The sequence below is a fragment of the Amycolatopsis sp. BJA-103 genome (assembly GCF_002849735.1).
Taxonomy (GTDB): Bacteria; Actinomycetota; Actinomycetes; order Mycobacteriales; family Pseudonocardiaceae; genus Amycolatopsis.
The window spans coordinates 8157724-8181230 of record NZ_CP017780.1; the positions used below are offsets into that span (position 1 = coordinate 8157724).

Below are 23507 nucleotides of genomic sequence, written 5' to 3' on the forward strand. Positions count from 1 at the left end.
ATGTCGTCAAAAGAACCGACCGCGGAGGAGATCGTCTCCGGCCCGGCGGTGAACGGTGACCTCCACGGCGAGATGCGCCGCGCCGCGCGGCCGTTCTCGCGGACGACGCAGGTGCTGGCCGGGCTGGTCGTGCTGGCGGCCGTGTTCGCCGGCGGCGCTTGGACGCACGCGGCGTTCGGGTCGGCTCCGGCGCCCACCAGGCAGGCCGTGACGCCGAACGGCCAAGGGCAGCCGGGTGGGCAAACCGTCCGGCCTGAATCCAGTGAGGCTGGTCGCTGATCTTGACTTCGAGTCAGGTGGAGGTGTCAGGCTCGGGGTATGACACTCGCAGCTGAGCAGGTCGACGAATGGACCGTCGACACCCTCGACCTCGACGCGTACCTCGGCCGGATCGGCCAGGACCGGGCGAAGCCTTCCGCCGACGCGTTGCGTGAACTGGCGAAGGCGCACATCCTCGCCGTTCCGTTCGAGAACGTCGATGTGGTTTTGGGACAGCACAAAGGGATCGCGCTCGACGACGTGATCGGCAAGCTCGTCCGCCGTCATCGCGGCGGCTACTGCTACGAGCACGGAAGCCTCTTCGCCGCGGCCGCCGAGCAACTCGGCTACCCCGTTCGCCGTCTCGTGGCGAGGGTGCAGCCGCAGCGGAACGGGCCGTACACGCATATGACGCTCGCGATCGAGGCCGGCGGCGTCCAGCACCTGGTCGACGTCGGTTTCGGCGCCGGGATGCTGGTGCCGATGCCGCTCGTCGACGGCGCCGTGGTGGATCAGGCTGGCTGGCCGCACCGGCTGGTTCAGGACGGCGACTGGTGGCGCCTGCAGAAGCAGGAGGGCGACGACTGGACCGACCTGCACGCCTTCACGCTCACGCCGATGCACCGGATCGACTACGAGGTGTACCACCACTACACGTCGACGCATCCGCGGTCGCCGTTCACCGGCCGGCTGGTGATCATGCGCTTGGAGGAAGGGCTCAGCCGCAAACTGGTCGGTGAGGAGTTCATCGTCGAGCGCCCGGACGGGACCAAGGAGACCACCGAGATCCCGGCCGACCGGCTCGACGCGACACTGCGCGAGCTGGACGTCGTCCTGACCGAGGACGAACTCGCGAAGCTGCTGACGATCTACCCGGGCTGAGCGGTCAGAGTTCGAATTCCGCGCGCTTGTCCTCGGGAACGAGATCCTCGTACTCGCGGTGCTTCGCGATGAACGAGCGCACGTACGGGCAGTAGGGCAGGACTGACCTGCCCTGCGCCCGGACGTCGTCGAGCGCCGCGGTCACGAGCTTGCCCGCCAGGCCCTGGCCCGCGAAGTCGTCGGAGATCTCGGTGTGCAGGAACAGAATCGCGTCCGGTCGCGTGCGGGTTTCCAGGAATCCGGCGGTCTTCCCGTCCACGACGATGTCGTAGCGGTCTTCTCCGGACTTGATCTCGACACTCATTCAACGGCTCCGAAAACGTCGTCAGGGGGCGCGGGGCGGCCGAGGTGGAAGCCCTGCGCCTGGTCACAGTTCAGCTCACGCAGGACGGTGAGTTGATTTTCGTCTTCGACACCTTCGGCGACGACGATCAGGTCGACGGCGTGCGCCATCGCGATGATGCTCTTGACGATCGCGGCCGCGTCGCGCGATTCCGCGATGCCGGTGACGAAGGTGCGGTCGATCTTGAGCGTGTCGAGCGGGAGCCGTTGCAGCTGCGCGAGCGACGAATAGCCGGTGCCGAAGTCGTCGATCGCCAGCGAGACACCGAGATCGCGCAACGACGTGAGGACTTCGGCGGCCGCGGCCTGATCCCGCATCAGCGCGCTTTCGGTGACTTCCAGGGTCAGCGCGTGCGGCGGGAGCCCCGTGGTCTTCAGCGCGTCCTGCACCGTGGGTACGAGATGCGGGTCGTCCAGCTGCCGGGCCGACAGGTTGACCTTGAGGTTCAGGTCGATACCGAGCTGCTCGCGCCGTTTGGCGATCTCGCGCGTGGTCGTGCGCAGGACGTGCTTGCCGATCAGGTTGATCAGGTCGCTTTCCTCGGCCAGCGGGATGAACTCGGCGGGCGAGATCGTGCCGTGCGCGGGATGTTTCCAGCGCAGCAACGCTTCCACGGCGACCATCTCACCGGATTCGATGTCCACGACAGGCTGGTACGCCGTCCAGAGTTCCTCGTTCTGCAGGGCGTCGCGCAGGTCCTGTTCCATGCGGAGCCGCCGCTGCATCCGCTCGCGCAGCTCGACGTCGAAGAACTCGTACCGCGCGCGGCCGAGCGTTTTCGCCTGGTACATCGCGACATCCGCGTCCCGCAGCAGATCTTCGGCGGTCCGCGTGTCGTCGTTGGCCGCGGTGACGATGCCGATGCTGGCGTCGATGTGCAGCTGCCTGCCGTTGACGGTGATCGGTTCGGTCAGCGCCTCGCGCAGATGCTCGGCCAGCGCCTTGATCTCGCCCGGTTCGGTGATCTCCGCGGTGACGACGACGAATTCGTCACCGCCCAGCCTGCCGACGAGGTCGCTCTCGCCGATTCCCCGGCGCAACCGCTCGCCCGCGATGCGGAGCACCTTGTCGCCGACGGAATGCCCGAGGGAATCGTTGATCACCTTGAACTTGTCGAGATCGATGAACAGCAGCGTGGTCAGCTCGGCGCGGCCCGCGCCGGACAGCGCCTCGGCGAGACTGTCCAGCACCAGCGTCCGGTTCGCGAGTTCGGTGAGCGGATCGTGCGTCGCTTCGTGGGCGAGCCGCTCGCCGATGGCGCGGCGTTCGGTGATGTCGGTGAACGAGGTGACCACCGCGGTGGCCGACGGGTCCTCGGGGGTCAGCAGCCGCGAGGTCAGCGAGATCCAGACGTCGGCGCCGTCGGGCCTGCGCAGCCGCAGCACGAGGCCGTTCTGCGTGACGCGGGTGCGCCGGGTGATCACCGACGGCATCCTGGCCGGTGGGAGGCGGCCCTGCTCGTCGTACAGCTCCAGCGTCACGCACGGGATGCCGATGAGATCGTCGTGGCCGACGCCGATGATCCGGCACGCGGCGGGGTTGGCCGATTCGATGAGCCCGCCGGGACCGATCACGACCACGCCTTCGTCGAGCGACGCGACCACGGTGCTGTAATGCTGCTCGGCACGCCGCCGGGCCGTCTCGTCGGCGCAGACCAGGACGAACCCGTTGGTCATCTCCGCGGCCGAAATACGGATGGCCAGGGTCGAGCCGTTGCGGTGACGGTGGGTCGTCTGCATGACGCCGCCCTTGCGCAGCACCGCTTCCGGGTCGAGCGAGGCGCCGACGAGGTCACTGACCGTGCCACCGATCGCTTCGCTCGCCGTCCAGCCGTAGACGTTCTCCGCGGCGGGGTTCCAGCTGGTCACCACGCCGGCGCCGCTGGTCGCGATGATCGCGTCACTGACATGGCTGATCAGCGCGGCCTGATAGCGAAGCGTCGCTTCGGCGGCCTTCTGCGCGCTGATGTCGCGCATGATGACCTGGAAAGCGGGCCTGCCCTCCCAGGTCGTCCGCACGGAAATACTCTGTACCAGGTATTTCGCGCCGTCGAGGCGGAGCATGACGGTGTCGGTGGGGTCGGTTGACGCGCCCTGGCGATGGAGCGAGGCGATCCTGTCCAGGAGGGCGGGGAGCGACTCGTCGGCGACGAAGTCCATGATCGGCCGCCCGATCAGCTCGGCGGTCGAAGAGGCCCCCAGCGCGGTGACAGCGGCTCTGTTCACGTACGTGACGACGCCGGCTTCGTGGACACAGACCGCGTCGGGACTGAGTTCCACCAAAAGCCGGTAACGGTCAGTGAGATCCTCGAGGGCTTGCCGATTCTCGCGGACGTCGGTCACGTCGGTGGCGATCCCGAGCAGCCCCGACGAGCCGGTCTCGTCGCCGATGGTGCGGGCGCGCAGGCGGACCCAGCGGAGTTCGCCCGCCGGATTCCGGAACGACTGCTCGAGCTCGAACTCGCGCCAAGGCGGGGAAGTGCGGGTGCCGGAGGTCAGCGGCGCCACGAGATCGGCCAGCCTGGCTTCGATCTCGGCTTCGGTGAGATCGGCTCCACCCAGCAGGTTCTCCAGTCCGGGCAGCCAAGACAGCGTCTCGCCCCCGAAGTCGTACGACCAGATGGCGGCGTGGTCGCCCGCGAGGCCGAGATCGCCGACCGGCTCGTTCCCGAGCGGTGTGCCTGTCGGATGACCGGAATTTCCGGCCCCCGGCACGGCGAGGGCGTCAGCCTCCATGATCCGTCCGAACCCCCTCTTCCGGTGCTGGCACCGTCGATTACACCACCCGCGGAGAGCGCTGTATACGCGAACCGAAGGGCGACCACCGCAGATATGCGCAAAAGCATATGAATACACGCTGTGTGACTGGCACGCGCTAAGGTGTTCCATCGGGTGAATAATTTTTGGTTAACTTCACCCATTCGGCGGTGAGTTGCGGTAAAACTACTGTCCGCTCGTTCCCGGCGTGAAAGGTCTCAGCTAGTGGATGACGACGACGTTTCGGTCGCCGACCTGCTCATTCGCGAGGGCTGGGACGACCACGAGGAGTCACGGGCAAAGTCACGCTGGAGAGTGATCGCGGTGGTGATCGCCGTGGTCGTCGCCTGTGGCACGGCCGCTGTTCTCGTCGGGTTCGACCCGGATCCCGAACAGAATGCGCAGCCGAACAACATCAGCGTCATCGAGATGCCGAAACGCCCTTCGGAAAACCGGGGGGCCGACGCGACGTCCGCGGTCCCGTCCACCGAGACGGTCGAAACCGGCGAGGGTGGTGACGGAGGGACTTCGTCGCAGCCCAGCAGGACGACGTCCAGCCGTCGTGCGTCGAGTTCGGCCACGCCGACCTCCGTCACCCGCGACGATCCGACGACGACACCGACCTCCTCGAACGGGCCGGCGGACCCGCCGCGCACGACCGGGTCCACGGGCGCGCCGCAGCCGCCCAACCCGAATCCGCCGACGCCGCCGTCCACGACGCCTACCGAAGAGTGCAACCTGTGGCCGAAGTGGCTCTGGTGTTAGGGCGCTTTCAGTAGATCCGGCTCCCCGCGCCTGCCGAGGTGGTTGAACAGCAGGTTGAGGGTGAACGCGACGATCGCGGCGACGGTGATCGGGCTGCCGCAGATGGTCTGCAACCACGCCGGGAAGTGCTGGAAGAAGATCGAGTTGCCGAACTGGTTCGTCGAGAAGGCGGGCAGCAGGCCGACGCCGAACGACACCGCGACGATGAAGGTGTTGTGGTTCCCGGAGAACTCCACCTTCTTCAGGTTCTGTACGCCGACCACGGCGACCATCGCGAACATGACCACCGCGACCGCGCCGATCACCGGTTCCGGCACGGCCGCGACGAACGCGCCGACCTTCGGCACCAGGCCCATCAGCACGAGCAGGCCGCCCGTCATCGCGACCACCCAGCGGCTGCGTACCCCGGTCATCTGCACGAGGCCGACGTTCTGGGCGAAAGCCGTGTCCGGGAACGAGTTCATCGCGCCGCCGAGGATGGCCGAGAGGCCGTCGGTGGCGAGTCCGCGCGCGAGGTCGGAGTCGGTCGGCGGCCGTCCGGTGATCTCACCGACCGCGACCAGGTCCGCGGTGGATTCGGTGTAGGTCACCAGCATCACGACGCACATCGAGAGCACGGCCGCGATCGGGAAGGTCGGCGGGCCGAAGTGGAACGGCGACGCGAGGCCGAACCAGTCGGCGTCGGCGATGCCCTGGAAGCTCACCAGGCCCATCGGGACGGCCGCGACGAGGCCGATCAGCAGTGCCAGCAGCGGGCCGATCTGGTTCGCGAAGCCGCGCAAGACCCGCGTGAACAGCACGATCACCGCGATCACGCCGAACGCGAGCGCGATGTTCGCGGGTTTCGCGTAGTCCGGCGATCCGGTGTCGTGGCCGGCGATCAGGCCGACGCCGGGGGCGATGAGCGAGATGCCGATGACGACCAGCAGCGTGCCCGAAACCAGCGGCGGGAAGAACCGGATCATCTTCGCGAACGGCTTCGCGATGAGCAGCCCGAACACACCCGACGCGAGCATCGCGCCGTAGACGGCCTGCATGCCGTACTGGGACGCGATCATGATCATCGGGTTGACCACGGTGAACGTCGCGCCCGCGACCACCGGCAACCGGATGCCGAAGATCCTTCCGATCCCGATCGCCTGTATCAGCGTCGCGATCCCCGCGACCAGCAGATCCGCGTTGACCAGCAGCGCGATCGTCGCCGCGTCCAGTTTCAGCGCGCTGCCCACGACGAGCGGGACGGCCACCGAGCCCGCGTACATGATCGACATGTGCTGCAAGCCGAGCAAAGTCAGCTTCGGCAGCGGCGGGCGGGCGTCGACCGGATGGACCTCGGGATGGGTCATGGAACCCCCTCCTCACGTGCGGGAACGCCAGTGGACCGGCAGGGAACGACGGTAGCGCGTCCACCGCGTGAAGATCACGGTGCGAAAGGGCGGTCGAAAGGGCCGGGGGCTGTGTTGAATGGACACCGGGAACAACGGAAGGAGCGCCGATGGAGACCGTCCTCGTCGTAGGGGCCGGGCAGAGCGGGTTCGGAGTCGCGACCTCGCTGCGGGACAAGGGGTTCGCCGGGCGGGTGGTGCTGATCGGTGACGAACCCGGCCTGCCGTACCAACGGCCTCCGCTGTCGAAGGGCTACCTCGCCGGAACCGCGGGCGATGCCCAGCTGCGCCTGCGGCCCGAGGACTTCTTCGCGGAGAAGGGCATCGAACTGATCCCTGGCCGCGTCGCGTCGGTGGATCGCGACGACGCGAAAGTGGTGCTGGAGGACGGGAGCGCCCACGGGTACGACCATCTCGTGCTGGCGACGGGCGCGGTCAATCGCGTGCTTCCCGTCCCTGGGTCCACTTTGGACGGTGTGTTCACGCTGCGCACCAAGGACGACGCCGACGTGTTGCGTGCCGCCTTGGAGAGCGCGGAGAACGTCGTCGTGGTCGGGGGCGGATTCATCGGGCTCGAGTTCGCCGCGCACGCCGGACGGCCCGTGACGATCGTCGAAGCGCAGGACAGGCTGATGGCCCGCGTCGCGACTCCGGAGGTCTCGGCGTACTTCGCCGCCCTGCACGAGGGAGCCGGGCACACGATCCTGCTCGGCAAGGGTGTCGCCGCGTTGCACGGCGACGGCCGGGTGAGCGAGGTGGAACTGAGCGACGGCGTACGGCTGCCTGCCGATCTGGTGCTGGTCGGGGTCGGCGTGGAGCCGCGAACGCGACTGGCCGAGGAGGCCGGGCTCGCCGTGGCGAACGGCGTCGTCGTCGACGAGCACCTGCGCACGAGCGACCCGAAGATCTCGGCGGTCGGGGACTGCGCGAACTTCCCGTGCGTCCAGGCGGGGACGGCGACGCGGCTGGAGTCGGTGCAGAACGCTGTCGACCAGGGGCGGGCCGCGGCGGCCGCCATCGCGGGCGAACCCGCGCCGTACGACAGCCTGCCGTGGTTCTGGACCGACCAGCTCGGCGCGAAACTGCAGATCGCCGGGATCCTGACCGGGTCGGAAAAGGTCGTCGTGACCGGGGATCGGGAGGGCGGGAAGTTCTCGGTCCTGTCGTTCCGGGACGGCGTGCTCGCCGGTGTCGAGTCGGTGAATCGGCCGCCGGACCACATCGCCGCGCGCCGCCTGTTCGCCGCGGACCCGGCGCCGCGGTTCGAGACGCTGGAGGCCAACGGCTTCGACCTCAAGGCGACCTTCGCGGCTACTCGCGGGTGACGCCTGGGGCTCGGGCCGCGCCGGGCTGAAGGGGCCTTTCACCGCATCGCATGCGGTGAAAGGCCCCTTCGTCTCATGCGATGCGGGGAAGGGCCCCTTCAGAGTTGTCCACAACACCCCGGTTATCCACAGGTGCGGGAATCGGGGCTGGGCAGGCGTCTCGGCCGGCCCCACGATCGGAGAATGAAAAAAGGATCATGGGGCGACGACCCCGAACTCCTGATGGAGAACAGCGACCACGGCGTCATCCGCGCGATGCGCCTTCAAGAAATGGGGGTCCCTTCGACCACGACGTACCGAAGATGCGGGCCCGGTGGGCCATGGACGAGACTCTTGCCGGGCATCGTCCTTCTCTTCAACGCACCACCGACCCGCGAACAGCAGATCGCCGCGGCGATGCTTTACGGCGGCGAGACCGCTCTGCTCACCGGCGGTGAAGCCTGCCGGGCCTATGGCCTGCGCAATGTGCCCGACACCGGCGACGAGATCCATCTCCTGGTGCCGCACGAGCGGAAGCTGCACAACCAAGGCTTCGTGGTCGTCGAGCGGACGCAACGGATGCCTCGAACGGCGACCCGAGGTGGGCGCCCGCTGGCGGAAGTCACTCGTGCCACTCTCGACGTCTGTCGCAGGCAGACGGAAATCAGGCCCGTCCGGGCTCTGATGAGTGAAGTGGTTCAGCGCGAATACAGCTCCTTCGAGCGGTTGTCCCGGGAACTCGCCCACGGCAGTCAGCGTGGCAGCGCGGTGCCCCGGCATGTGCTCGCGGAGTTGGCCACCGGGCAGGAGTCGATCGCCGAGATCGATGCCCGGCGGGTCTGGGCGCGATCCGGTCTGCCGGAACCGGTGTGGAACAAGAAGCTGTACAACGCGGCGGGCGAGTACGTCGCCAAGCCGGACGCCTGGTTCGACAAGGTCGCGCTGGCCTGGGAGGTCGACTCGTTGTCGTTCCATCTCAAGGTCGTGGACGGGTTCGACCGGACCTTGGCGAGGAACGGGCGGTACGCGGCGGCCGGTGTTCTGGTTCTCCAGACCTTGCCGTCACGGCTGCGGGCCGAGCCGGACAAGGTGGTCGCCGAGTTGCTGGCCGCTCATGCCGCGGCCGAGGCGAGGGCCCGGCCGGACGTCCGGATCGCCGGTTAGCATCGCCGGTTAGCGAAGGGGCCCTTCACCGCATGCGATGCGGTGAAGGGCCCCTTCGTCTCATGCGATGCGGGGAAAGGCCCCTTCAGCTCCGTCAGGCGGAGGACTCGGGACGGCCGTCGGCCGCCCAAGCCGTGTGGAACGAGCCTTCCCGGTCGACCCGGCGGTACGTGTGAGCACCGAAGAAGTCCCGCTGTCCCTGCACCAGGGCGGCGGGGAGCCGCTCCGCGCGCAGGCCGTCGTAGTAGGCCAGCGCGGTCGAGAAGCCCGGGGTCGGGATGCCGAGCCGCACCGCGGTGGAGATCACCGAACGCCAGGAGTCCTGGGCGTCCTCGACGGCCTTGCGGAAGCCCCCGGACGTCAGGAGCGTCGGCAGCCCGGGCTCTTCGGCGTACGCGGCGGTGATGTCGTTCAGGAACTTCGCGCGGATGATGCAGCCACCGCGCCAGATGGACGCGACCTTGCCGAGGTCGATGTCCCAGCCGTATTCGGCGCCGCCCGCCTGGATTTGGTTGAAGCCCTGGGCGTACGCCACCACCTTCGACGCGTAGAGCGCCTGCTCGACGTCATCCGCGAAGGTGTCCAAAGCGGACCCCGTCAGCGGAGTACGCGAAGGGCCGCCGAGACCACGGGAGGCCTCACGCAGGTTCGACGAACCGGACAGCGACCGCGCGAAGACGGCTTCGGCGATCCCGCTGATCGGCACGCCCAGGTCCAGTCCGATTTGGACGGTCCAGCGGCCGGTGCCCTTCTGCTCCGCCTGGTCCGCCACGACGTCGACGAACGGCTTGCCGGAGGCGGCGTCGGTGTGGGCCAGCACCTGCGAGGTGATCTCGATCAGGTACGAGTCCAGCCGTCCGGAGTTCCACGTCTGGAAGACCTCGGCGATCTCGGCGGGGGAGTAACCGCCCGCGCCGCGCAGCAGATCGAACGATTCGGCGATCAACTGCATGTCGGCGTACTCGATGCCGTTGTGCACCATCTTCACGAAGTGCCCGGCGCCGTCCGCGCCCACGTGCGTGCAGCACGGTTCGCCGTCGACCTTCGCCGAGATGTCCTCGAACAGCGGCCCGAGCGACTGATACGACTCTTTGGACCCGCCCGGCATGATGCTCGGCCCGTGCAGCGCGCCCTCCTCGCCGCCGGACACACCGGTGCCGACGAAGTGGATGCCCTTCTCGCGCAGCGCGGCTTCGCGGCGCCGGGTGTCCGCGAAGTGCGCGTTGCCCGCGTCGACGATCACGTCGCCCTTCTCCAGGAGCGGGACGAACTCGTCGATCACGGCGTCCGTCGGCGCACCGGCCTTGACCATGATCACGACCTGGCGCGGCCGCTCCAGCGCGTCGACGAACGCCTGCGCCGAATACGCCGGGATGAAGTCGCCTTCGTCGCCGAACTGCTCGACGAGTTCCTTCGTCCGCTTCTCGGAGCGGTTGTGCAGGGCCACCGTGTGCCCGTGCCTCGCCAGGTTCCTGGCCAGGTTGCGGCCCATGACCGCCAGACCGGTGACCCCGATGCTCGCCTTCTTGCTCATCCGCACCCTTCCGCTTCGATTCCCTTGCCGAGCCTATCCCCGTTGAGGGATACGGCGCCGGGGCGAGAAGGGATCAAACGCGAGTTGTCCACAAGTGGGCAGGCCTGTGGACAACTCGGCTCGACGACCCCTCACCGGGGGTGGGTACCGATACGCTGGGTTCGGGGCCGTCCCCCAGGGACGGGTGGGGGGCTGGGGTTCGGGCGTGCGGGATTTCCGGGGTGTCGCGAAAGCCACTTTCGGGACGTCTGATGTCGCGAAAGTGGCTTTCGCGACATCCGGGTCCGGGAGGGCAGGGGGTCGCGAGAGGAAGCGCGGTGCGCGTCAGGAGAAGCACCGGATCGGGGCACCGTTGTAGGTGACCATGTCCACCATGGCCGCTCCCAGGTCGATCGGCGCGCCCCACTCGAGGCCGTCCAGTTCGGCGTAGGCCCGGTGCAGGTTCGCCGGCAGTCGTTCCTGTTCGGACAGTGCGTCGTAGGGCCCCAGATCGGCTTCCCGGGCGGCCTGGAGCGGGGTCAGGCCCGCGGCTTTCCCCTTCGAAGCGAGTTTCTGCAGGAAACCCAGGTAGCCGTCGACGACGTCGATCGCCTCGGGCCCGCACACCGGGCCGTGGCCCGGCACGATCGTCTCCGGTTCCAGCTCGCGCACCAGGTCCAGGGCCTTCCGCCAGCCCGCGGGCGAGCCCATCAGCGCGAACGGGCTGCCACCGTTGAAGATCAGGTCTCCGACGAACAGCACCCGCCGCTCCGGCAGCCAGACCAGCACGTCGTTGGTGGTGTGCGCGGCGTGTCCAGGATGGATCAGTTCCAGCCGGACGTCGCCGGCGTGCACGGTCAGCCGGTCGTCGAACAGCACTTCCGGCGGCCGCAGCTCCAGGTGACCCCAGTCGCTCCCGGTGAACGCGTTCCCGTAGGTGTTGATCCCGGTCGCGACCATCACTTCGCGCGTCTTCCGGTGCCCGATGATCGTCGCGCCGGCCGCCAGATAATTCCCGTTCGTGTGATCGCCGTGGTGATGCGTATTGACCACAGTGGTCACCGGCGCGCCGCCGGTCGACACCGCCGTCTCCAGCAGGGCGCGCGTGCGCCGTTCGGTCGAGCAGGTGTCGATGACCACGGTGTGGTCCCCCGCGGCGACGAAGCCGCAGTTGTTGATCCACCACGAACCGTCGGGCTGCACGTAGCCGAAGACACCGTCGGAGACCTGCCGGGCGAAGGGGGATTGGTCCACTCGGTCACTATGCCCGACGAACGTGCCCGAAATGTGACGAGATCGTTCCGCCACCAGGGTGACGTACCAGGTGACTGGTGTTTTCGGCCGTTTCCTGGAACGCTGCGCAATGTCATCATCGAACCCCGCAAGGTGAAGTACCCTGGGTGGGTTCGAGTATTCGCGCGCAGGACGGCGGGGAGCCGCTGTCCTGGCTATGTGGTCCGGGAGAGCAAGGCTGATGGCCAGCACCGTCACCTCGCGCCGGAAGCAGCTCGGGAACGAGCTCCGGCATGCCCGCAACGCCGCGCGGATGACACAGCAACAGGTCGCCGAGGTTCTCGGCTGCACCCAGGGCAAGGTCAACAAGATCGAGTCCGGTGCCGTCGGGGTCAAGCTCGGGGATGTGCGATCGATGCTGAACGCGTTCGGGATCAACGGCGACGAGGCCGACACGCTGATGAACCTGGCCCGCGCCGCGGCCGGGCAGCGCGGCCACTGGTCCGGTTACCGATCCGTGGTGCCGCACTGGTTCCGCACCTTCACCGACCTCGAACCCGCCGCCGCGGAGATCCTCACCTGGCACGGCGAGCGCATCCCCGGCCCGTTGCAGTCCGAGCACTACATGCTCAAGCAGTTCACCGAAGCGGGCGCCACCGACGTCACCTCGTTGGTGCGTAACCGGCTGGACCGCAAAGCCGTCTTCGAGCAACAACAGCCGCCCTACTACCGGTTCATCATCAGCGAAGGCGCCCTGCGCCGCGCTCCCGGCGGTTCCGCCCCGGCGGTGATGCTGGACCAGGTCGAGCATCTGCTGGCCCTGGACAAGCATCCGCGCGTGTATGTGCACGTCCTGCCGTTCGGCGCGCGGCTCGCCGCGGTGCCCAACGACTTCACCATCATGCGTTTTCCCGACCGCACCAGGGATTTCGTCTACATCGAACACTCCGCGGGCGGGTTGTACCTCGACGACGTCAAGGACTTCAACATTTTCGTCGACTCTTGGGACCGGCTGCGCGGCGCCGCGCTGGAACGTCAGGAGACCCGGCAGTTCCTCAAGGAACTCGCCGAGCTGTACCGCAATCAGATGCAATCCTGAGGAAGAACCTCGTCCCTTCGGTAGGGTCATGCGCGTGGACCCGCAGTTCCTGCCCGAAGGTGTCGACCTCGAGCGGCCCAACGCCGCGCGGATCTACGACTGGGCCCTCGGCGGAACCGCCAACTGGGCGGTGGACAGGGAATTCGGCGAGCAACTCGTCAAGGCCTTCCCGCTCATCCGCGCCCTCGCCAGGGCCAACCGCGCCTTCCTCGGCCGCGCGGTACGGCACTGCGCCGAGCACGGGGTGAACCAATTCGTCGACCTCGGTTCCGGTGTGCCGACGGTCGGCAACGTCCACGAGATCGCCGGAGAGGCCGACGGTGACAGCCGCTGCGTGTACGTCGACAACGAACCGGTCGCCGTCGCGCACGCCAGGATCCTGCTGGAGAAGAACGGCGACCCCGCCCGGCACGCGGTGATCGGCGCCGACCTGCGCGACGCGGACGACGTCTGGGAACGCGCCTTCGACACCGGTGTGCTCGACCCGGCGAAACCGGTCGCCCTGCTCACCGTCGCGGTCCTGCATTTCGTGCCGAACCCCGGCCTGGCCCCCGTCATCGCGCGGTACCGCGAACTGCTGCCCGCCGGTTCGTTCTACGGTCTTTCCCACGTCACGATGTCCGGCGTGGAAGGCGCCGAGCTGGAACAGATCCAGCGCGTCGTGAAGCAGTACGAACAGTCGAGTACGCCGGCGTCCTTCCGCGACGAGGAGGAGATCCTCGGCTTCTTCGGGGATTTCGACCTCGTGGCACCCGGCCTGGTCCCGGTCGGCGCATGGCGGCTGGACGACCCCGGCTCGCCTACGCTTAACTGCGCCATCGGCGGGGTCGCCCGCAAACCCGCTTTCTGACGAGGTGTGACGGTATGACGACGCAGCAGGACCCCGAAGCCCCCGAAGGTGTCGACCTCGAACGACCCAACGTGGCCAGGGTGTACGACTGGTTCCTCGGCGGTTCGGCCAACTGGGCCATCGACCGCGAGTTCGGCGCGCAGGTGCTCAAGCAGTTCCCGGAGGTCAAGACGTTCGCCAGGGTCGGGCGCGACTTCCTCGGCCGCGGCGTGGGATACCTGGCGCGCCAGGGGATCACCCAGTTCCTCGACATCGGCTCCGGCGTGCCCACCGTCGGCAACGTCCACCAGATCGCGAGCGCGATCAACCCGGAGTCCCGCGTCGTCTACATCGACATCGAACCGGTCGCCGTCGCGCATTCCCAGCTGCTCCTGGAACGTGAGGGCCTGCTCGGACGGCACGCGGTCCTGCAGGGCGACGTGCGGGATCCCGCCGACATCTGGAAGCGCGCCCTCGAAACCGGGGTGCTCGACCCCCGGCAGCCGATCGGGCTGGTCCTGGTCGGCCTGCTGTACTTCCTCGGCCCGGACGAACCCGTCCACGAGATGGTCCAGCGCTACATCGACCTGCTGCCGTCGGGTTCGTACTTCCTGTCCTCGCACTTGACCGAGGACGGCGTCACCCGCAAGGAGGGTGACAACCGGGAGAACGTCCAGGAGCTCTACAAGAAGACGAGCGCGCCGTTCCACCTGCGCTCCCGCGCGGAGTTCGCCTCGTTCTTCGACGGACTGGAGATGGTGGAGCCGGGGATCGACTGGATGGCCGCCTGGCATCTGGACGAAGCGGCGTCCCGCGCGAGCGACAGGTTCGCCGACGACCCGACCTTCACCGGTGGTCTCGGCGGGCTGGGCCGCAAGCCCTGAGCGCTTCGAGTGATCAGGCCCGGCCGGTCAGATGCCCGATCAAGGGCGAAAGCTCGAACTGACCTTCGAGCGGCCGTCCGGTCCTGATCAGATCCCGGTGCGCGCCGCGCTTGCCGGGGAAATCCACTTCGGAGTTCCACGGCGGCTGCTTGCGCAGCGGAGCCTGGATGAGGCTGAAACCGAACCGCTGACGCAGTTCGAGACCGATGTTGCGGCGCTTCGCCGAAGCCAGGCGTTCGTCCTCACGGCGGAACAACAACGTGGTGAGGCGGACGGCCATCGCGGTCACACCCCCCGGCTCGGCCGCGGCAACCGCGTCTGGTCGGCCGAACCGGCCAGGCCGAGACAACGCTCACAGGGCATCCCCGAACCGACGGGGATCCATTCCAGGTGGTCGTAAGGCATCGCCGCGCCGCAACGGGCGTGCAGGAATTCGGGGTGAGAACCCCCCGAGTGCAGGTCGAAAAGATGCGCGGAGCGGCGGCTTTCGCCCGCCGTTCCAGCCATGAGCCTGCCGACGGCGAGTACCGTCGCCGGCATGGTGTCTTGAATGATCACGCTGATCCTCCCCCACGAGGTCGGCGGTGGGTGGTCATGCGCCGCGGGGTGTGGTGCCCCTGCCGGTCACCTGCCGTCGGTGCCCCGCTGGAACGGTGAAACCCCTGCTGAACGCCACCCGGTGACAACTGTCGCCGAGGTCGATCCATACTGCGAGCGATTCACCAACAACCGAGCCCCGGCCGCTGCGATTAATCCTACTCCTGGAATAATCTTCATGTCGAGGGTGGGCGGAGTTGATCACCCACTTGGCCGTGCGGGATAGTCCCGTTGAGGCAGGGAGAAGCTGGGGCCGTGACGGTTCGCGCAGGTCGCGACTCGCACCCCCGACCGACGTTCGGAGGTACGACCAATGGCCGATTATCCATCGGCGGCGGATTACGATCCGACCACGGCCGTGTCGCTGTTCGACGACGCAGCTTGGGAGAAGTCCTTCGCGAGTGAGCCCAACGGCGGGAACTGTGTCGAGGTCAACCTGGGCAGGGAAGGCCTGGTGGGGGTGCGTGACACCAAACTGGCCGCGAGTCCTGTCTTCGTCTTCGATGCCGGTGAGTGGAACGCCTTCCTCACGGCGGTCAAGGCCGGACAGTTCGATTTGAGTCCATGACGAAAGGCTCGCGTGCCCATCGGGACACGCGAGCCATCCGATCTTCGGCCACTTCGAGTCACACCGTCGCCGGGAGCCCGTTGCCCCGCAACCTGAGTTTGGTGCGCCGCCAGGCGACGGTGATCAGGACGGCGAGCACGATCAGCGGGATCAGACTGATCGACCAGCTCACCGCCATCGGCGGCCCCGGCTGTTCGAGCACCGTCAGATCGCGGAGTTCCCCCGCGCCCTTGCCCGCGGGCCCGTCGATCTCGAACCGGAACGTCCACGAGCCCTCGGTCTGCAGGGCGCGGATGTCCAGCCCCCACACCTCCAGCTTCCGAGGATGCTTCGCCAGCGGCTGCGGACGGCCCAGCCGCCCGGTCTCCGGATTGAGGAACGCGAGCGTCCCCGACTTCCCGGCGATCCCGTCGTCCGGGATGAACGTGAAGTCCAGCGATTGCATGGCGCGCAACGGCCACGTGCTGAACCCGACCGTCATCCCGTACGGGCCGACCTGCACGCGTTCGGTGTGGACGATGTTCACCGGCTCGTAGGCGTTCGCCGCGGGGGTGGTCGCGAACAGCAATCCGATCGCCGCCGCCAGCGCCAGCAGTGTCTTACGCATGCGCGTTGTCCTCCTTCGCCGGCGCCAGCAGCCCCAGCATCCCGCCGAACCGCCACCCGGCGAACCCGCCGAGCAGCCCGAACACCGCGCCGACGGCGCCCGTCGCGAACACGACCGGCCAGTCGACCGAGGCGGCCCCGTAGACGATCGCGTTCTGGATCGGCATCGACGCGCCGACCAGAAGACCGCCGATTCCGCCTGCCAGCACCGAAACGCGGCCCGCGGACCAGCCGCGCCGCGAAAGCAGGTAGACCGCTTCGAGCACGGCCGCGATCGGCAGCAGCGCCATCGGCATCATCGCGGGCATCGCGGGCACACCGTCGATGTAGTCCCGCATCGGCAGTCCGACGGCGCCCGCGTACGCCTCCGCGGCCCACGGCGAGAACCACCAGGTGATCGCCTGGATGACCGCCAGCGACGCGGCCACCCGGACCGCTCCGCCCGGCCGCCGCCAGAATCCGGCGCCCGCCGAGACCAGCAGCACCGAAAGCAGCGCGATCCCCACGGAGATGACGTCGACCAGGTCGACGTCGATCTGCTGCAGCCCCAGCACGGTGACCGTGCTGAACGCGATCAGCACGCCGAGGGTGCCGACGACGCCGAGGGCGCCCCAGCGATGTTCCCGCGCGGCCGCGAACACCATGACCGTGCCGATGATGCTCAGCGTGATCGACAGCAGCAGCCCGATGTGCGGCGGCGAGTCGATCACGGCGTCGAAGCCGTACAGGCTGTGCCACCACTGGTCCCACAGGCCGTACAGCAGGAACATCGCCGCACCGGTCCCGGTCACCAGGTAGCCGGCGGGCGCGGCGAAGACCTTGCCGAAGACGTTGATCGCGCGGCCGCCGACCCGGGCGTCGACCTGGCGGCCCGCCCGGCGCGCGGCCGTGGTCATCAGCACGACCACGAGGCTCGCGAGCCCGGAGATCGCGCTGCCCGAATACAGGAACAGATGCGGCAACGTGAAGAACGTGTCCGGGCCGACGTCGCCGTGCCACTGGATGTCCCAGGTCAGCCCGATCAGCGAGATCACCGACCCGGCCAGCACGGTGCCCGCCGGGAACAGTCCGGTGCGTTCGCTTCGTGCCACCGAGGCGACCCTCGCCCCTCCCGCGGTGAGATCCATACCCCCGACCTCCCTCTCTTACTTGACCAGCAAAGGAAAAACGTGCTGCGTGGTACCGGACGGCCCGCGCAGTGAAACGGTGATCTCCCATTGCCCCGACATCGGCAGCAGGACGTCGCCGGTGCGGAACAGCCCCGGTGCCTGCGCGATCGCGGGTGACGGAGCGAGCGCGTGCCCCATCTGCGGCATCACCGGTTCGACGGTGACGACGTCCGGCGCGGCACCGGTGACGGTCAGCGCGAAGACATTGCCGCCCTGGTGCGGATCGGTGACCGACAACTCCACCGTGGACGCACCCCGGGTCGAACGCTGTACCCGTTCCCCGCCGCCGCTCGGCCACACCAGCCAGGCGACGATCGCCGCCGCGAGCACGGCGACCACCGAGATGAGCAGCACGGGTCTCCGTCTGTCCACTGTGGATGTCACTGTGGTTGTCACTGGGGTGCGCCTCCTTGCGGGACTTCGAGCTGCATGGGCACGGTCAGCACCCGGTAGTCGCGTTCGGCCTGCAGCCAGATCCGGTATTTGCCGGGGGCGGCGAAGGTGTAGGTGAACGGGACGTCGGGGCCGTACGCGGCGACGGTCTCGTCGGGCTTTCCCGGCATACCGGGCGACTGAGGGATCATCGAGTGCACGTGGGCCCAGGTCGGCGCGGCAGCGGCATCCGCGCCGACCCGGCGATCGTCGGTTATCGGGCCGACGACGATCAGGTGGCCGAGCATGCCCAGCCACGGTTGGAGATCCGCCTTGCCGAACCGCGCGGTGATCGTGGTCGGCGTACCCGGCTTGATGTCGACGTCGACCGGATTCCCGTCGACGACCCGCGCACCCGCCCCGGTGGGCACGGGTTCGGCAGGGGCGTCGGTGCCGGCCGCGACCGGCAGGGTGGTGCGGACGAGTTGCACGCCACCGCCCCGCCGGGCGAGTTCCGCGGCGACGGCGTAGGTCCCGGCCTCGGGAGGCGTGAACTTCACCCGGTAGTCGCCGGGGCCGACGCGCACCGGATGCAGATGCCAGAGCCTTCCGGTCGGCGAGATGACGACGAGGTGGATCAAAGCGTTGTCGTGCACCAGAAGATCGTCGACCGGGCGGCCGGTCGCGCCGTCGGCCACGGCGAGCCGGACGTCGGCGAGGCTGCCCGCCTTGGGATTCGTGGAGTGCGCGGCGAGGTTCACCGGAGGCCGCGAGAAGTCCACAGTGGACATCTGCGCGTTCGCGTACGGGTCCTGGACGTTGTCGATCGTCGGGTCCAGTGCCGCGCCCGGCGCGGGCGGCGCCGGGGTCGACGCCGAGAGCATCGCGCCGGTGACCGCGACCGCGAGCGCGGCGACCATCCCGCCGGCGGGGATCAGCGCGAGCTGCGGCCGTTTGACGCGCATCGCGACGACGAGGCCGATCACCAGGAACACGCCCGCGCCCACGAAGCCGCCGAAAGTGGCCTTCTCCCAGGGCGGGATGACCCTGGCCGGGACGATGAACGGGATCGACGCGGTGTCCGTGCCGTCGTCGAGGCCGAGTTCCCACGGCCCCGGCTGGTCGACCCGCAGCAGCGCCGGGTGGGCGCCGGGCTTCCCGTCCAGCTGGACCGTGGTTTCGGAAAACGTCGTTCCCGCGGCGGACGCGCGCAGTTTCAGCGTTCCCGGCGCGCTTCCGGCGTGCGTCACGACGTCGACGTGCAGCGGGCCGGGCGCGATGTCCATCCGCCGCAGGACGACCGTGAGATCCCGGGTGCCGAGCGTCTGCGCGACCTGGACGTCCGCCCCGCTCGACGCGCCGTCCGCCTGGGCGGTGCCGCTCAACAGCAAGGACGCCAGCGCGCAGAGTACGAGCACGCGGGCGATGACCAACGGCGCCGCGCGCCGCCCCCTCGGTGAATTCCCCATCCCGGCTGAAGTTAGCGACGAAGGCCGGGGAAAGCGTCACGGCGCGGAGTGAACCGGGGTCCCCCGTAAAGGGGACTGTGGCCCTTACTCCGACAGGGGGTGACCCTGGAAGTTGGCTAAGGGCGCCGGCTCCCTTCCGGGACGTCTTCGCGGCGAGGGTCTGGACCGGCCAGCGGGCGCCGGTCGGTCCCCGAGGGGCCACAGGGGGTCGTGAGTGATAAAGAGGGTTAGAACGCGCATTGCCACTCACGACTCCTGTCGCAAAGCGTGCAGATGGCCATCAATCGGACACCTTCCCGGCTGAAGGTGTCCACTGTGTACAGTCGGGATGCGGCAGGCCCTCGTCGGCCGGCCAGATTCTTGACGCTGAGGGCTCGGCGCGACCCGGCCGCGAACACGACACGTTTGCCCTTCTCTCCAATAGAACCCGAATCACCACTCACGAGCCGCCCAGGAAACGGTACGCGCGCGGATGCGCACGGAACCACACGTTGAGCCTGCCGATCCGGCGGACGAGCGAGGACCGCAACGTCACCGGCACCAGTCCGCCGATCAGCCTCACCACGGCGCGAAACCGGTCGAACCGGCGCTGGTCCTTGTCTGTCCACTGTAGACCGAGACGATCGCGCAGCGCGGGCGGCAGCGTGCCGCGAAGGACGAACATCTGCCCTCGGTACTGCCACCGCTGCGGCCGGGTCCACCGCTTGTCGGGTAGCCACCGCCAGGGTTTCTTCACCGTCCGGATCGTCTCGAACAACGTCGAGATCGTCTCGTTCGGGCCGAAGCCGTCGATCATGTCCGCGTAGTACCGCTCGAATTCCGGCCATGTCCGCGGCAGGTCTTGCGCACGCAGGCCGAGCAGCCGTCCGACGTCGCACATCTGCGCGTAGTACTCGTCCAATTCGGGCGCTGTCATCGGGGTGCCGTAGAACCGTTGCGTGTCAACGGGAACCATGACGAGGGTGGCGTGCACCCAAGCGTAGGCGTGTGGGTTCAGCGCGCTGTACCGGCGGCCGTCGGCGTCGACCCCGGTGAACTCGCGATGCAGCGCGCGCAGCCGATCCGCTTCGTAACGAGCGCCTTCCGGGCCGCCGTAGATGTAGATGGACAGCGACGCGGCCGTGCGCATCAGGCGCGTCCACGGATCCTCGACGTAGTCGGAATGATCCCGGACCCCGGCCGCGACCACCGGATGGGCGACCTGCAGCACCAGCACCTGGCCCGCCATCAGCCCGGCCCGGAAGTCGCCGAAATACCTCCACGCCGCCGTCCCCTTGACGATCGGCGGACCGCTCATGACGCGCCGCGGATGAGCATCATCAACGGCTGCGCCACCCCGACGCCGTCGTCACCCGTGGCGAGCCTGCGCAACTGCAGCCCGGCGATCAGCGCCACGACCGGACCGGTCAGCCGCTCGGGTGACGGGACACCCAACGTCCGGAGGATCACCAGCGCGAGTTCGTCGTAGGCGGCGAAACACCGCGCGGCCGCGTCCTGGAGCCCGGGGTCGCGCGCGGCCTGCAGGTACAGCTCGTGCGCGCCGAGTTCGTCGGTGCCGAACGGAAGCTGCGTGATGACCTGTTCGACCACCGAGGCGGCTTGCTCGACGCTCAACCCCTGCTCGCGGTAGGCGTCGACGAACCCTGTCAGCTTCGTGGTCTCTTCCTCGACGAACAGCAGCATCGCCTCGCGCAGCAGCGCCGTCTGGCTGGGGAAGTGGTAGGTCAGCGTGCCGAGCGAGACACCGGCCGCGGTCGCGATCCGGCGGTTGGTCAGCCCGCCGACACCCTGTTCGCCGACGACCTTGAGCGTGGCGTGAAGGATGTTCTCGCGGGTGTTCACCAAGCGGTCTCGGGTTTGCGGTCCTGCCACCGTTCGACCTCTTCCAGTTGCGCGGCCAGCGAGATCAGCCGCTCCTCGCCGTGCGACGGGCCGAGGAGTTGCCCGCCCAGCGGCAGGCCTTCCGGGCTCAGCCCGGCGGGGACGTTGACCCCCGGCCAGCCCAGGACGTTCCACGGCCAAGCGTAGGGGCACGCGGCGATCATGGCCTGGTCGGTCTGCCAGCCGGTGAGCTTGTCGAAGGTGCCGATCCGCGGCGGTGGCGTCGCGGTGGTCGGCGTGAGCAGGACGTCCACCCGGCCGAATACCGAGCCGATCTGCCGCTGCAGCAACGGTTCCGTGGCCCTGGCGAGCCGCAGCGCCGGACCGGCGAGCGCCGAGCCCTGCCGCGCGTTGGCGCGAGTACGCGGGTCGAGCCGGGCCTGGTCCGGGACGCGACGGGACCAGTCACGCACGCCGACGAGCGAACGCGGCAGGAAGGTCAGGCCGATCAACCGGTAGTCGGGTTCGACCTCGACGATCTCGTGGCCGAGTTCGGCGAACCGCTCCGCGAGCCGGACGACGGCCGTGTGCGCGTCCGGGTCGAGCCGGGTTTTCGTGGCGGTGAAAGGGATCCGGGTCGACAGCCCGATGCGCAGGCTGCCCGGTTCGCGGCGGGCGGCGGCCTGGAACGCGGTCCCGGTTCCCGCAGCGACGTCGAGCAGCAGGGCCGCGTCGGTGACGGTGCGCGCGAGCGGGCCGACCACGGTCAGGCCGTGGAACAGTTCGCGTTCGGTCGGGACGCGGCCGCGCTGCGGTTTGATCCCGACCAGATCGGTCCACGCGGCCGGGATCCGGATCGACCCGGCCCCGTCGGAACCCAGCGCGGCGGCGATCACCCCCGACGCGATGGCCGCCGCCGCGCCGCCCGAGGAACCGCCCGGGGTGCGCTCGGTGTCCCACGGATTGCGGGTCGCGCCGAACGCCGGGCCTTCGGTGAACGGCCATTGGCCGAGTTCCGGGGTGTTGGTCTTGCCGATGAGCACCGCGCCCGCCCGGCGGAGCGCGGCGACGGGCGGGGAGTCCGCTGTCGCGACGGTGAAGTCGCCCTCGCAGCCGAACGCCGTCGGCAGTCCGGTGACGTCGAGGTCGTCCTTGATCGCGGTGGGGACGCCGAGCAGGGGAGCGGTCTCGCCGCCGGCCAACCGGCGGTCGGCGTCCTCGGCCTCGCGAAGGGCTTCTTCGGCGCGAAGGCATTTGAAGGCGTTGAGAGTGGGCTGACTGGCTTCGGCTCGTTCGAGCGCCAAGCGCGTGAGCTCGACAGAAGTCGTGGCTCCGGTGGCGAGCATCGAGGCCTGTTCGGCCAGGCCGGTGAACGCGAGGTCCGGTTTCGAGGTGGTCATGGCTCCCCCTGCGTATCTCGTTCGTTCAAACGAACGATACCATCGAGTAGCCTCGGTGTGGTTACGTGACCTGCATGAACCTCGATCGCTTCCCTCGCGTCGACCTCGGCGGCCGTCCGACGCCGCTGCATCCGGCACCCCGGCTGGGCGAGGCTCTCGGCCTGCCGAACCTGCTGCTCAAACGGGACGACGTGCATCCGCTCGGCCAGGGCGGCAACAAGCTCCGCAAACTCGAGTTCCTGCTCGGCGCGGCGATCGAGGCCGGCGTCGACACGGTGATCACTTTCGGCGCGCTGCAGACCAATCACGGCCGCCAGACCGCCGCGGCCTGCGCGAAGCTCGGGTTGCGGTGCGAACTCGTGCTCACCGCGAAGGTTCCTCGCGACGGTGAAGCGTACGAACAGTCCGGCAATGTCCTGCTCGACCACCTCTTCGGCGCGAACGTGCACGTCTGCCGCGACGGGGAGGAGACCGGCAAGACCTACGACCGGCTGATCACCGAGGCCGCGGCCGAGGGGCGCGAGGTGGCCACGTTCCCTGTCGGCGGTTCCGACGCTGTCGGCGCGCTCGGGTACGTGGCGGCCGCGAGGGAGATCGCCGGGCAACTCGCCGACCGCGGTGTCACCAAGGCGCGGCTGGTCGTTCCGCACGCCAGCGGCGGGACGTCGGCCGGGCTCCTCGTCGGGACGGCGGACCTCGACTGGCTGACGCTCGACGTCGCCTGCGTCAGTCACCCGGTCGACGAAGCCCTGGACAACCTCGCCGACCTCACCACCGCGGTCTCCGCGTTGCTGGGGACCGAGCCGCCGTCACTCGAAGGTCTGCGCATCGACGACCGCGCGATCGGCCCCGGCTACGGGATCCCGACCGCCGGCACGTGGGACGCGGTGCGGCTTTTCGGCCGCACGGAAGGGATCGCGCTCGACCCCGTGTACACCGGCAAGGTGGCCGCCACGCTGGTCGATTGGGCTGCTGAAGGCCATTTCGCGGCCGACGAGCACGTCGTTTTCCTGCACACGGGCGGTTCGCCCGGACTGTACGGTTACGCCCCCGAATTCACCGGCACGGTGCGCGGCTGACGCGACCTTCA

Annotated in this window: 24 protein-coding genes; 10 read left to right on the forward strand and 14 right to left on the reverse strand. The window is 68.7% G+C overall.

Annotation, left to right across the window (positions count from 1 at the left end; genetic code table 11):
• On the forward strand, positions 1-279 hold the full coding sequence (locus BKN51_RS36675; RefSeq protein WP_233223077.1) for a hypothetical protein: 279 nt from the start codon (positions 1-3) through the stop codon (positions 277-279).
• Between the two features lie 39 nt (positions 280-318).
• Complete coding sequence (locus BKN51_RS36680) at positions 319-1140, forward strand: arylamine N-acetyltransferase family protein (RefSeq protein WP_101611947.1); 822 nt, start codon at positions 319-321, stop codon at positions 1138-1140.
• A 4-nt stretch (positions 1141-1144) separates the two neighbouring features.
• Here the strand turns inward: BKN51_RS36680 and BKN51_RS36685 are convergent, their stop codons facing one another.
• A complete protein-coding gene (locus BKN51_RS36685) occupies positions 1145-1444 on the reverse strand; it encodes a GNAT family N-acetyltransferase (RefSeq protein WP_101611948.1) in 300 nt (99 codons plus the stop codon).
• The gene (locus tag BKN51_RS36690; RefSeq protein WP_101611949.1) at positions 1441-4218 is read right to left on the reverse strand and encodes a sensor domain-containing protein; all 2778 of its coding nucleotides are present in this window, start codon (positions 4216-4218) and stop codon (positions 1441-1443) included. Before BKN51_RS36690 ends, BKN51_RS36685 begins: the two co-directional genes overlap by 4 nt.
• A gap of 246 nt (positions 4219-4464) precedes the next feature.
• Between BKN51_RS36690 and BKN51_RS36695 the strand changes: the two genes are divergently transcribed.
• Complete coding sequence (locus BKN51_RS36695; RefSeq protein ID WP_101611950.1) at positions 4465-5004, forward strand: serine/threonine protein kinase; 540 nt, start codon at positions 4465-4467, stop codon at positions 5002-5004.
• Here the strand turns inward: BKN51_RS36695 and BKN51_RS36700 are convergent.
• Positions 5001-6350 carry a nucleobase:cation symporter-2 family protein gene (locus BKN51_RS36700; RefSeq protein WP_101611951.1) on the reverse strand — a complete coding sequence of 450 codons (1350 nt, stop codon included), beginning with the start codon at positions 6348-6350 and terminating at the stop codon, positions 5001-5003. The two genes, BKN51_RS36695 and BKN51_RS36700, sit on opposite strands and share 4 nt — an antisense overlap.
• 149 nt (positions 6351-6499) lie before the next feature.
• Between BKN51_RS36700 and BKN51_RS36705 the strand changes: the two genes are divergently transcribed.
• Both BKN51_RS36705 and BKN51_RS36710 read left to right on the forward strand, forming a co-directional pair.
• Complete coding sequence (locus tag BKN51_RS36705) at positions 6500-7714, forward strand: NAD(P)/FAD-dependent oxidoreductase (protein ID WP_101611952.1); 1215 nt, start codon at positions 6500-6502, stop codon at positions 7712-7714.
• A 183-nt stretch (positions 7715-7897) separates the two neighbouring features.
• On the forward strand, positions 7898-8857 hold the full coding sequence (locus BKN51_RS36710) for a hypothetical protein (protein WP_101611953.1): 960 nt from the start codon (positions 7898-7900) through the stop codon (positions 8855-8857).
• A gap of 94 nt (positions 8858-8951) precedes the next feature.
• Here the strand turns inward: BKN51_RS36710 and gndA are convergent, their stop codons facing one another.
• Positions 8952-10391, reverse strand: coding sequence for an NADP-dependent phosphogluconate dehydrogenase (gene gndA / locus BKN51_RS36715; RefSeq protein ID WP_101611954.1), 1440 nt, complete (start codon positions 10389-10391; stop codon positions 8952-8954).
• A 324-nt stretch (positions 10392-10715) separates the two neighbouring features.
• Positions 10716-11624, reverse strand: coding sequence for an MBL fold metallo-hydrolase (locus BKN51_RS36720; protein ID WP_101611955.1), 909 nt, complete (start codon positions 11622-11624; stop codon positions 10716-10718).
• Between the two features lie 220 nt (positions 11625-11844).
• On the opposite strand from BKN51_RS36720, the gene BKN51_RS36725 reads away from it, so the two are divergent.
• Genes BKN51_RS36725 through BKN51_RS36735 form a run of 3 tightly spaced genes read left to right on the forward strand, consistent with a single transcriptional unit; the run spans position 11845 to position 14415 of the window.
• A complete protein-coding gene (locus tag BKN51_RS36725) occupies positions 11845-12702 on the forward strand; it encodes a helix-turn-helix domain-containing protein (RefSeq protein ID WP_005163455.1) in 858 nt (285 codons plus the stop codon).
• Positions 12703-12730: 28 nt separating this feature from the next.
• Complete coding sequence (locus BKN51_RS36730; protein ID WP_101611956.1) at positions 12731-13552, forward strand: SAM-dependent methyltransferase; 822 nt, start codon at positions 12731-12733, stop codon at positions 13550-13552.
• Positions 13553-13566: 14 nt separating this feature from the next.
• A complete protein-coding gene (locus BKN51_RS36735; RefSeq protein ID WP_101611957.1) occupies positions 13567-14415 on the forward strand; it encodes an SAM-dependent methyltransferase in 849 nt (282 codons plus the stop codon).
• 13 nt (positions 14416-14428) lie between these two features.
• Here the strand turns inward: BKN51_RS36735 and BKN51_RS36740 are convergent, their stop codons facing one another.
• Entirely contained in the window at positions 14429-14695 is a 267-nt protein-coding gene (locus BKN51_RS36740; RefSeq protein ID WP_168214472.1) for a hypothetical protein, read from the reverse strand.
• Positions 14696-14700: 5 nt separating this feature from the next.
• Positions 14701-14973 carry a hypothetical protein gene (locus BKN51_RS36745; protein ID WP_101611959.1) on the reverse strand — a complete coding sequence of 91 codons (273 nt, stop codon included), beginning with the start codon at positions 14971-14973 and terminating at the stop codon, positions 14701-14703.
• Between the two features lie 352 nt (positions 14974-15325).
• On the opposite strand from BKN51_RS36745, the gene BKN51_RS36750 reads away from it, so the two are divergent.
• A complete protein-coding gene (locus tag BKN51_RS36750) occupies positions 15326-15580 on the forward strand; it encodes a DUF397 domain-containing protein (protein WP_101611960.1) in 255 nt (84 codons plus the stop codon).
• Between the two features lie 58 nt (positions 15581-15638).
• Here BKN51_RS36750 and BKN51_RS36755 read toward each other — a convergent pair whose 3' ends face one another.
• The 7 genes from BKN51_RS36755 to BKN51_RS36785 form a co-directional block, all read right to left on the reverse strand.
• Positions 15639-16187, reverse strand: coding sequence for a hypothetical protein (locus BKN51_RS36755; RefSeq protein WP_101611961.1), 549 nt, complete (start codon positions 16185-16187; stop codon positions 15639-15641).
• Positions 16180-17313: a hypothetical protein gene (locus tag BKN51_RS36760; RefSeq protein ID WP_101611962.1), complete on the reverse strand. Its 1134-nt coding sequence runs from the start codon at positions 17311-17313 to the stop codon at positions 16180-16182. The genes BKN51_RS36755 and BKN51_RS36760 overlap by 8 nt, the downstream gene beginning before the upstream one ends.
• A gap of 18 nt (positions 17314-17331) precedes the next feature.
• Positions 17332-17739: a hypothetical protein gene (locus BKN51_RS36765; protein WP_101611963.1), complete on the reverse strand. Its 408-nt coding sequence runs from the start codon at positions 17737-17739 to the stop codon at positions 17332-17334.
• Positions 17740-17747: 8 nt separating this feature from the next.
• Entirely contained in the window at positions 17748-19196 is a 1449-nt protein-coding gene (locus BKN51_RS36770; RefSeq protein ID WP_101611964.1) for a hypothetical protein, read from the reverse strand.
• A 439-nt stretch (positions 19197-19635) separates the two neighbouring features.
• Positions 19636-20493 (reverse strand): oxygenase MpaB family protein, encoded by an 858-nt coding sequence (locus tag BKN51_RS36775; protein WP_101611965.1) that lies wholly within the window; start codon positions 20491-20493, stop codon positions 19636-19638.
• Positions 20490-21038, reverse strand: a complete 549-nt coding sequence (locus BKN51_RS36780) for a TetR/AcrR family transcriptional regulator (RefSeq protein ID WP_174720576.1) — start codon at positions 21036-21038, stop codon at positions 20490-20492. The genes BKN51_RS36775 and BKN51_RS36780 overlap by 4 nt, the downstream gene beginning before the upstream one ends.
• Complete coding sequence (locus tag BKN51_RS36785) at positions 21035-22417, reverse strand: amidase (RefSeq protein WP_101611967.1); 1383 nt, start codon at positions 22415-22417, stop codon at positions 21035-21037. Before BKN51_RS36785 ends, BKN51_RS36780 begins: the two co-directional genes overlap by 4 nt.
• A 74-nt stretch (positions 22418-22491) precedes the next feature.
• On the opposite strand from BKN51_RS36785, the gene BKN51_RS36790 reads away from it, so the two are divergent.
• Entirely contained in the window at positions 22492-23496 is a 1005-nt protein-coding gene (locus tag BKN51_RS36790; protein WP_101611968.1) for a D-cysteine desulfhydrase family protein, read from the forward strand.
• The last annotated feature ends 11 nt before the right edge of the window (positions 23497-23507 follow it).

Coding starts and splice junctions, on each gene's coding strand:
- BKN51_RS36685 (WP_101611948.1), bottom strand. CDS start 1,444: ATGAGTGTCGAGATCAAGTCCGGAGAAGACCGCTACGACATCGTCGTG.
- BKN51_RS36755 (WP_101611961.1), bottom strand. CDS start 16,187: ATGCGTAAGACACTGCTGGCGCTGGCGGCGGCGATCGGATTGCTGTTC.
- BKN51_RS36735 (WP_101611957.1), top strand. CDS start 13,567: ATGACGACGCAGCAGGACCCCGAAGCCCCCGAAGGTGTCGACCTCGAA.
- BKN51_RS36770 (WP_101611964.1), bottom strand. CDS start 19,196: ATGGGGAATTCACCGAGGGGGCGGCGCGCGGCGCCGTTGGTCATCGCC.
- BKN51_RS36725 (WP_005163455.1), top strand. CDS start 11,845: ATGGCCAGCACCGTCACCTCGCGCCGGAAGCAGCTCGGGAACGAGCTC.
- BKN51_RS36690 (WP_101611949.1), bottom strand. CDS start 4,218: ATGGAGGCTGACGCCCTCGCCGTGCCGGGGGCCGGAAATTCCGGTCAT.
- BKN51_RS36760 (WP_101611962.1), bottom strand. CDS start 17,313: ATGGATCTCACCGCGGGAGGGGCGAGGGTCGCCTCGGTGGCACGAAGC.
- BKN51_RS36700 (WP_101611951.1), bottom strand. CDS start 6,350: ATGACCCATCCCGAGGTCCATCCGGTCGACGCCCGCCCGCCGCTGCCG.
- BKN51_RS36790 (WP_101611968.1), top strand. CDS start 22,492: ATGAACCTCGATCGCTTCCCTCGCGTCGACCTCGGCGGCCGTCCGACG.
- BKN51_RS36730 (WP_101611956.1), top strand. CDS start 12,731: ATGCGCGTGGACCCGCAGTTCCTGCCCGAAGGTGTCGACCTCGAGCGG.
- BKN51_RS36680 (WP_101611947.1), top strand. CDS start 319: ATGACACTCGCAGCTGAGCAGGTCGACGAATGGACCGTCGACACCCTC.
- BKN51_RS36675 (WP_233223077.1), top strand. CDS start 1: ATGTCGTCAAAAGAACCGACCGCGGAGGAGATCGTCTCCGGCCCGGCG.
- gndA (WP_101611954.1), bottom strand. CDS start 10,391: ATGAGCAAGAAGGCGAGCATCGGGGTCACCGGTCTGGCGGTCATGGGC.
- BKN51_RS36750 (WP_101611960.1), top strand. CDS start 15,326: ATGGCCGATTATCCATCGGCGGCGGATTACGATCCGACCACGGCCGTG.
- BKN51_RS36740 (WP_168214472.1), bottom strand. CDS start 14,695: ATGGCCGTCCGCCTCACCACGTTGTTGTTCCGCCGTGAGGACGAACGC.
- BKN51_RS36705 (WP_101611952.1), top strand. CDS start 6,500: ATGGAGACCGTCCTCGTCGTAGGGGCCGGGCAGAGCGGGTTCGGAGTC.
- BKN51_RS36710 (WP_101611953.1), top strand. CDS start 7,898: ATGAAAAAAGGATCATGGGGCGACGACCCCGAACTCCTGATGGAGAAC.
- BKN51_RS36775 (WP_101611965.1), bottom strand. CDS start 20,493: ATGAGCGGTCCGCCGATCGTCAAGGGGACGGCGGCGTGGAGGTATTTC.
- BKN51_RS36785 (WP_101611967.1), bottom strand. CDS start 22,417: ATGACCACCTCGAAACCGGACCTCGCGTTCACCGGCCTGGCCGAACAG.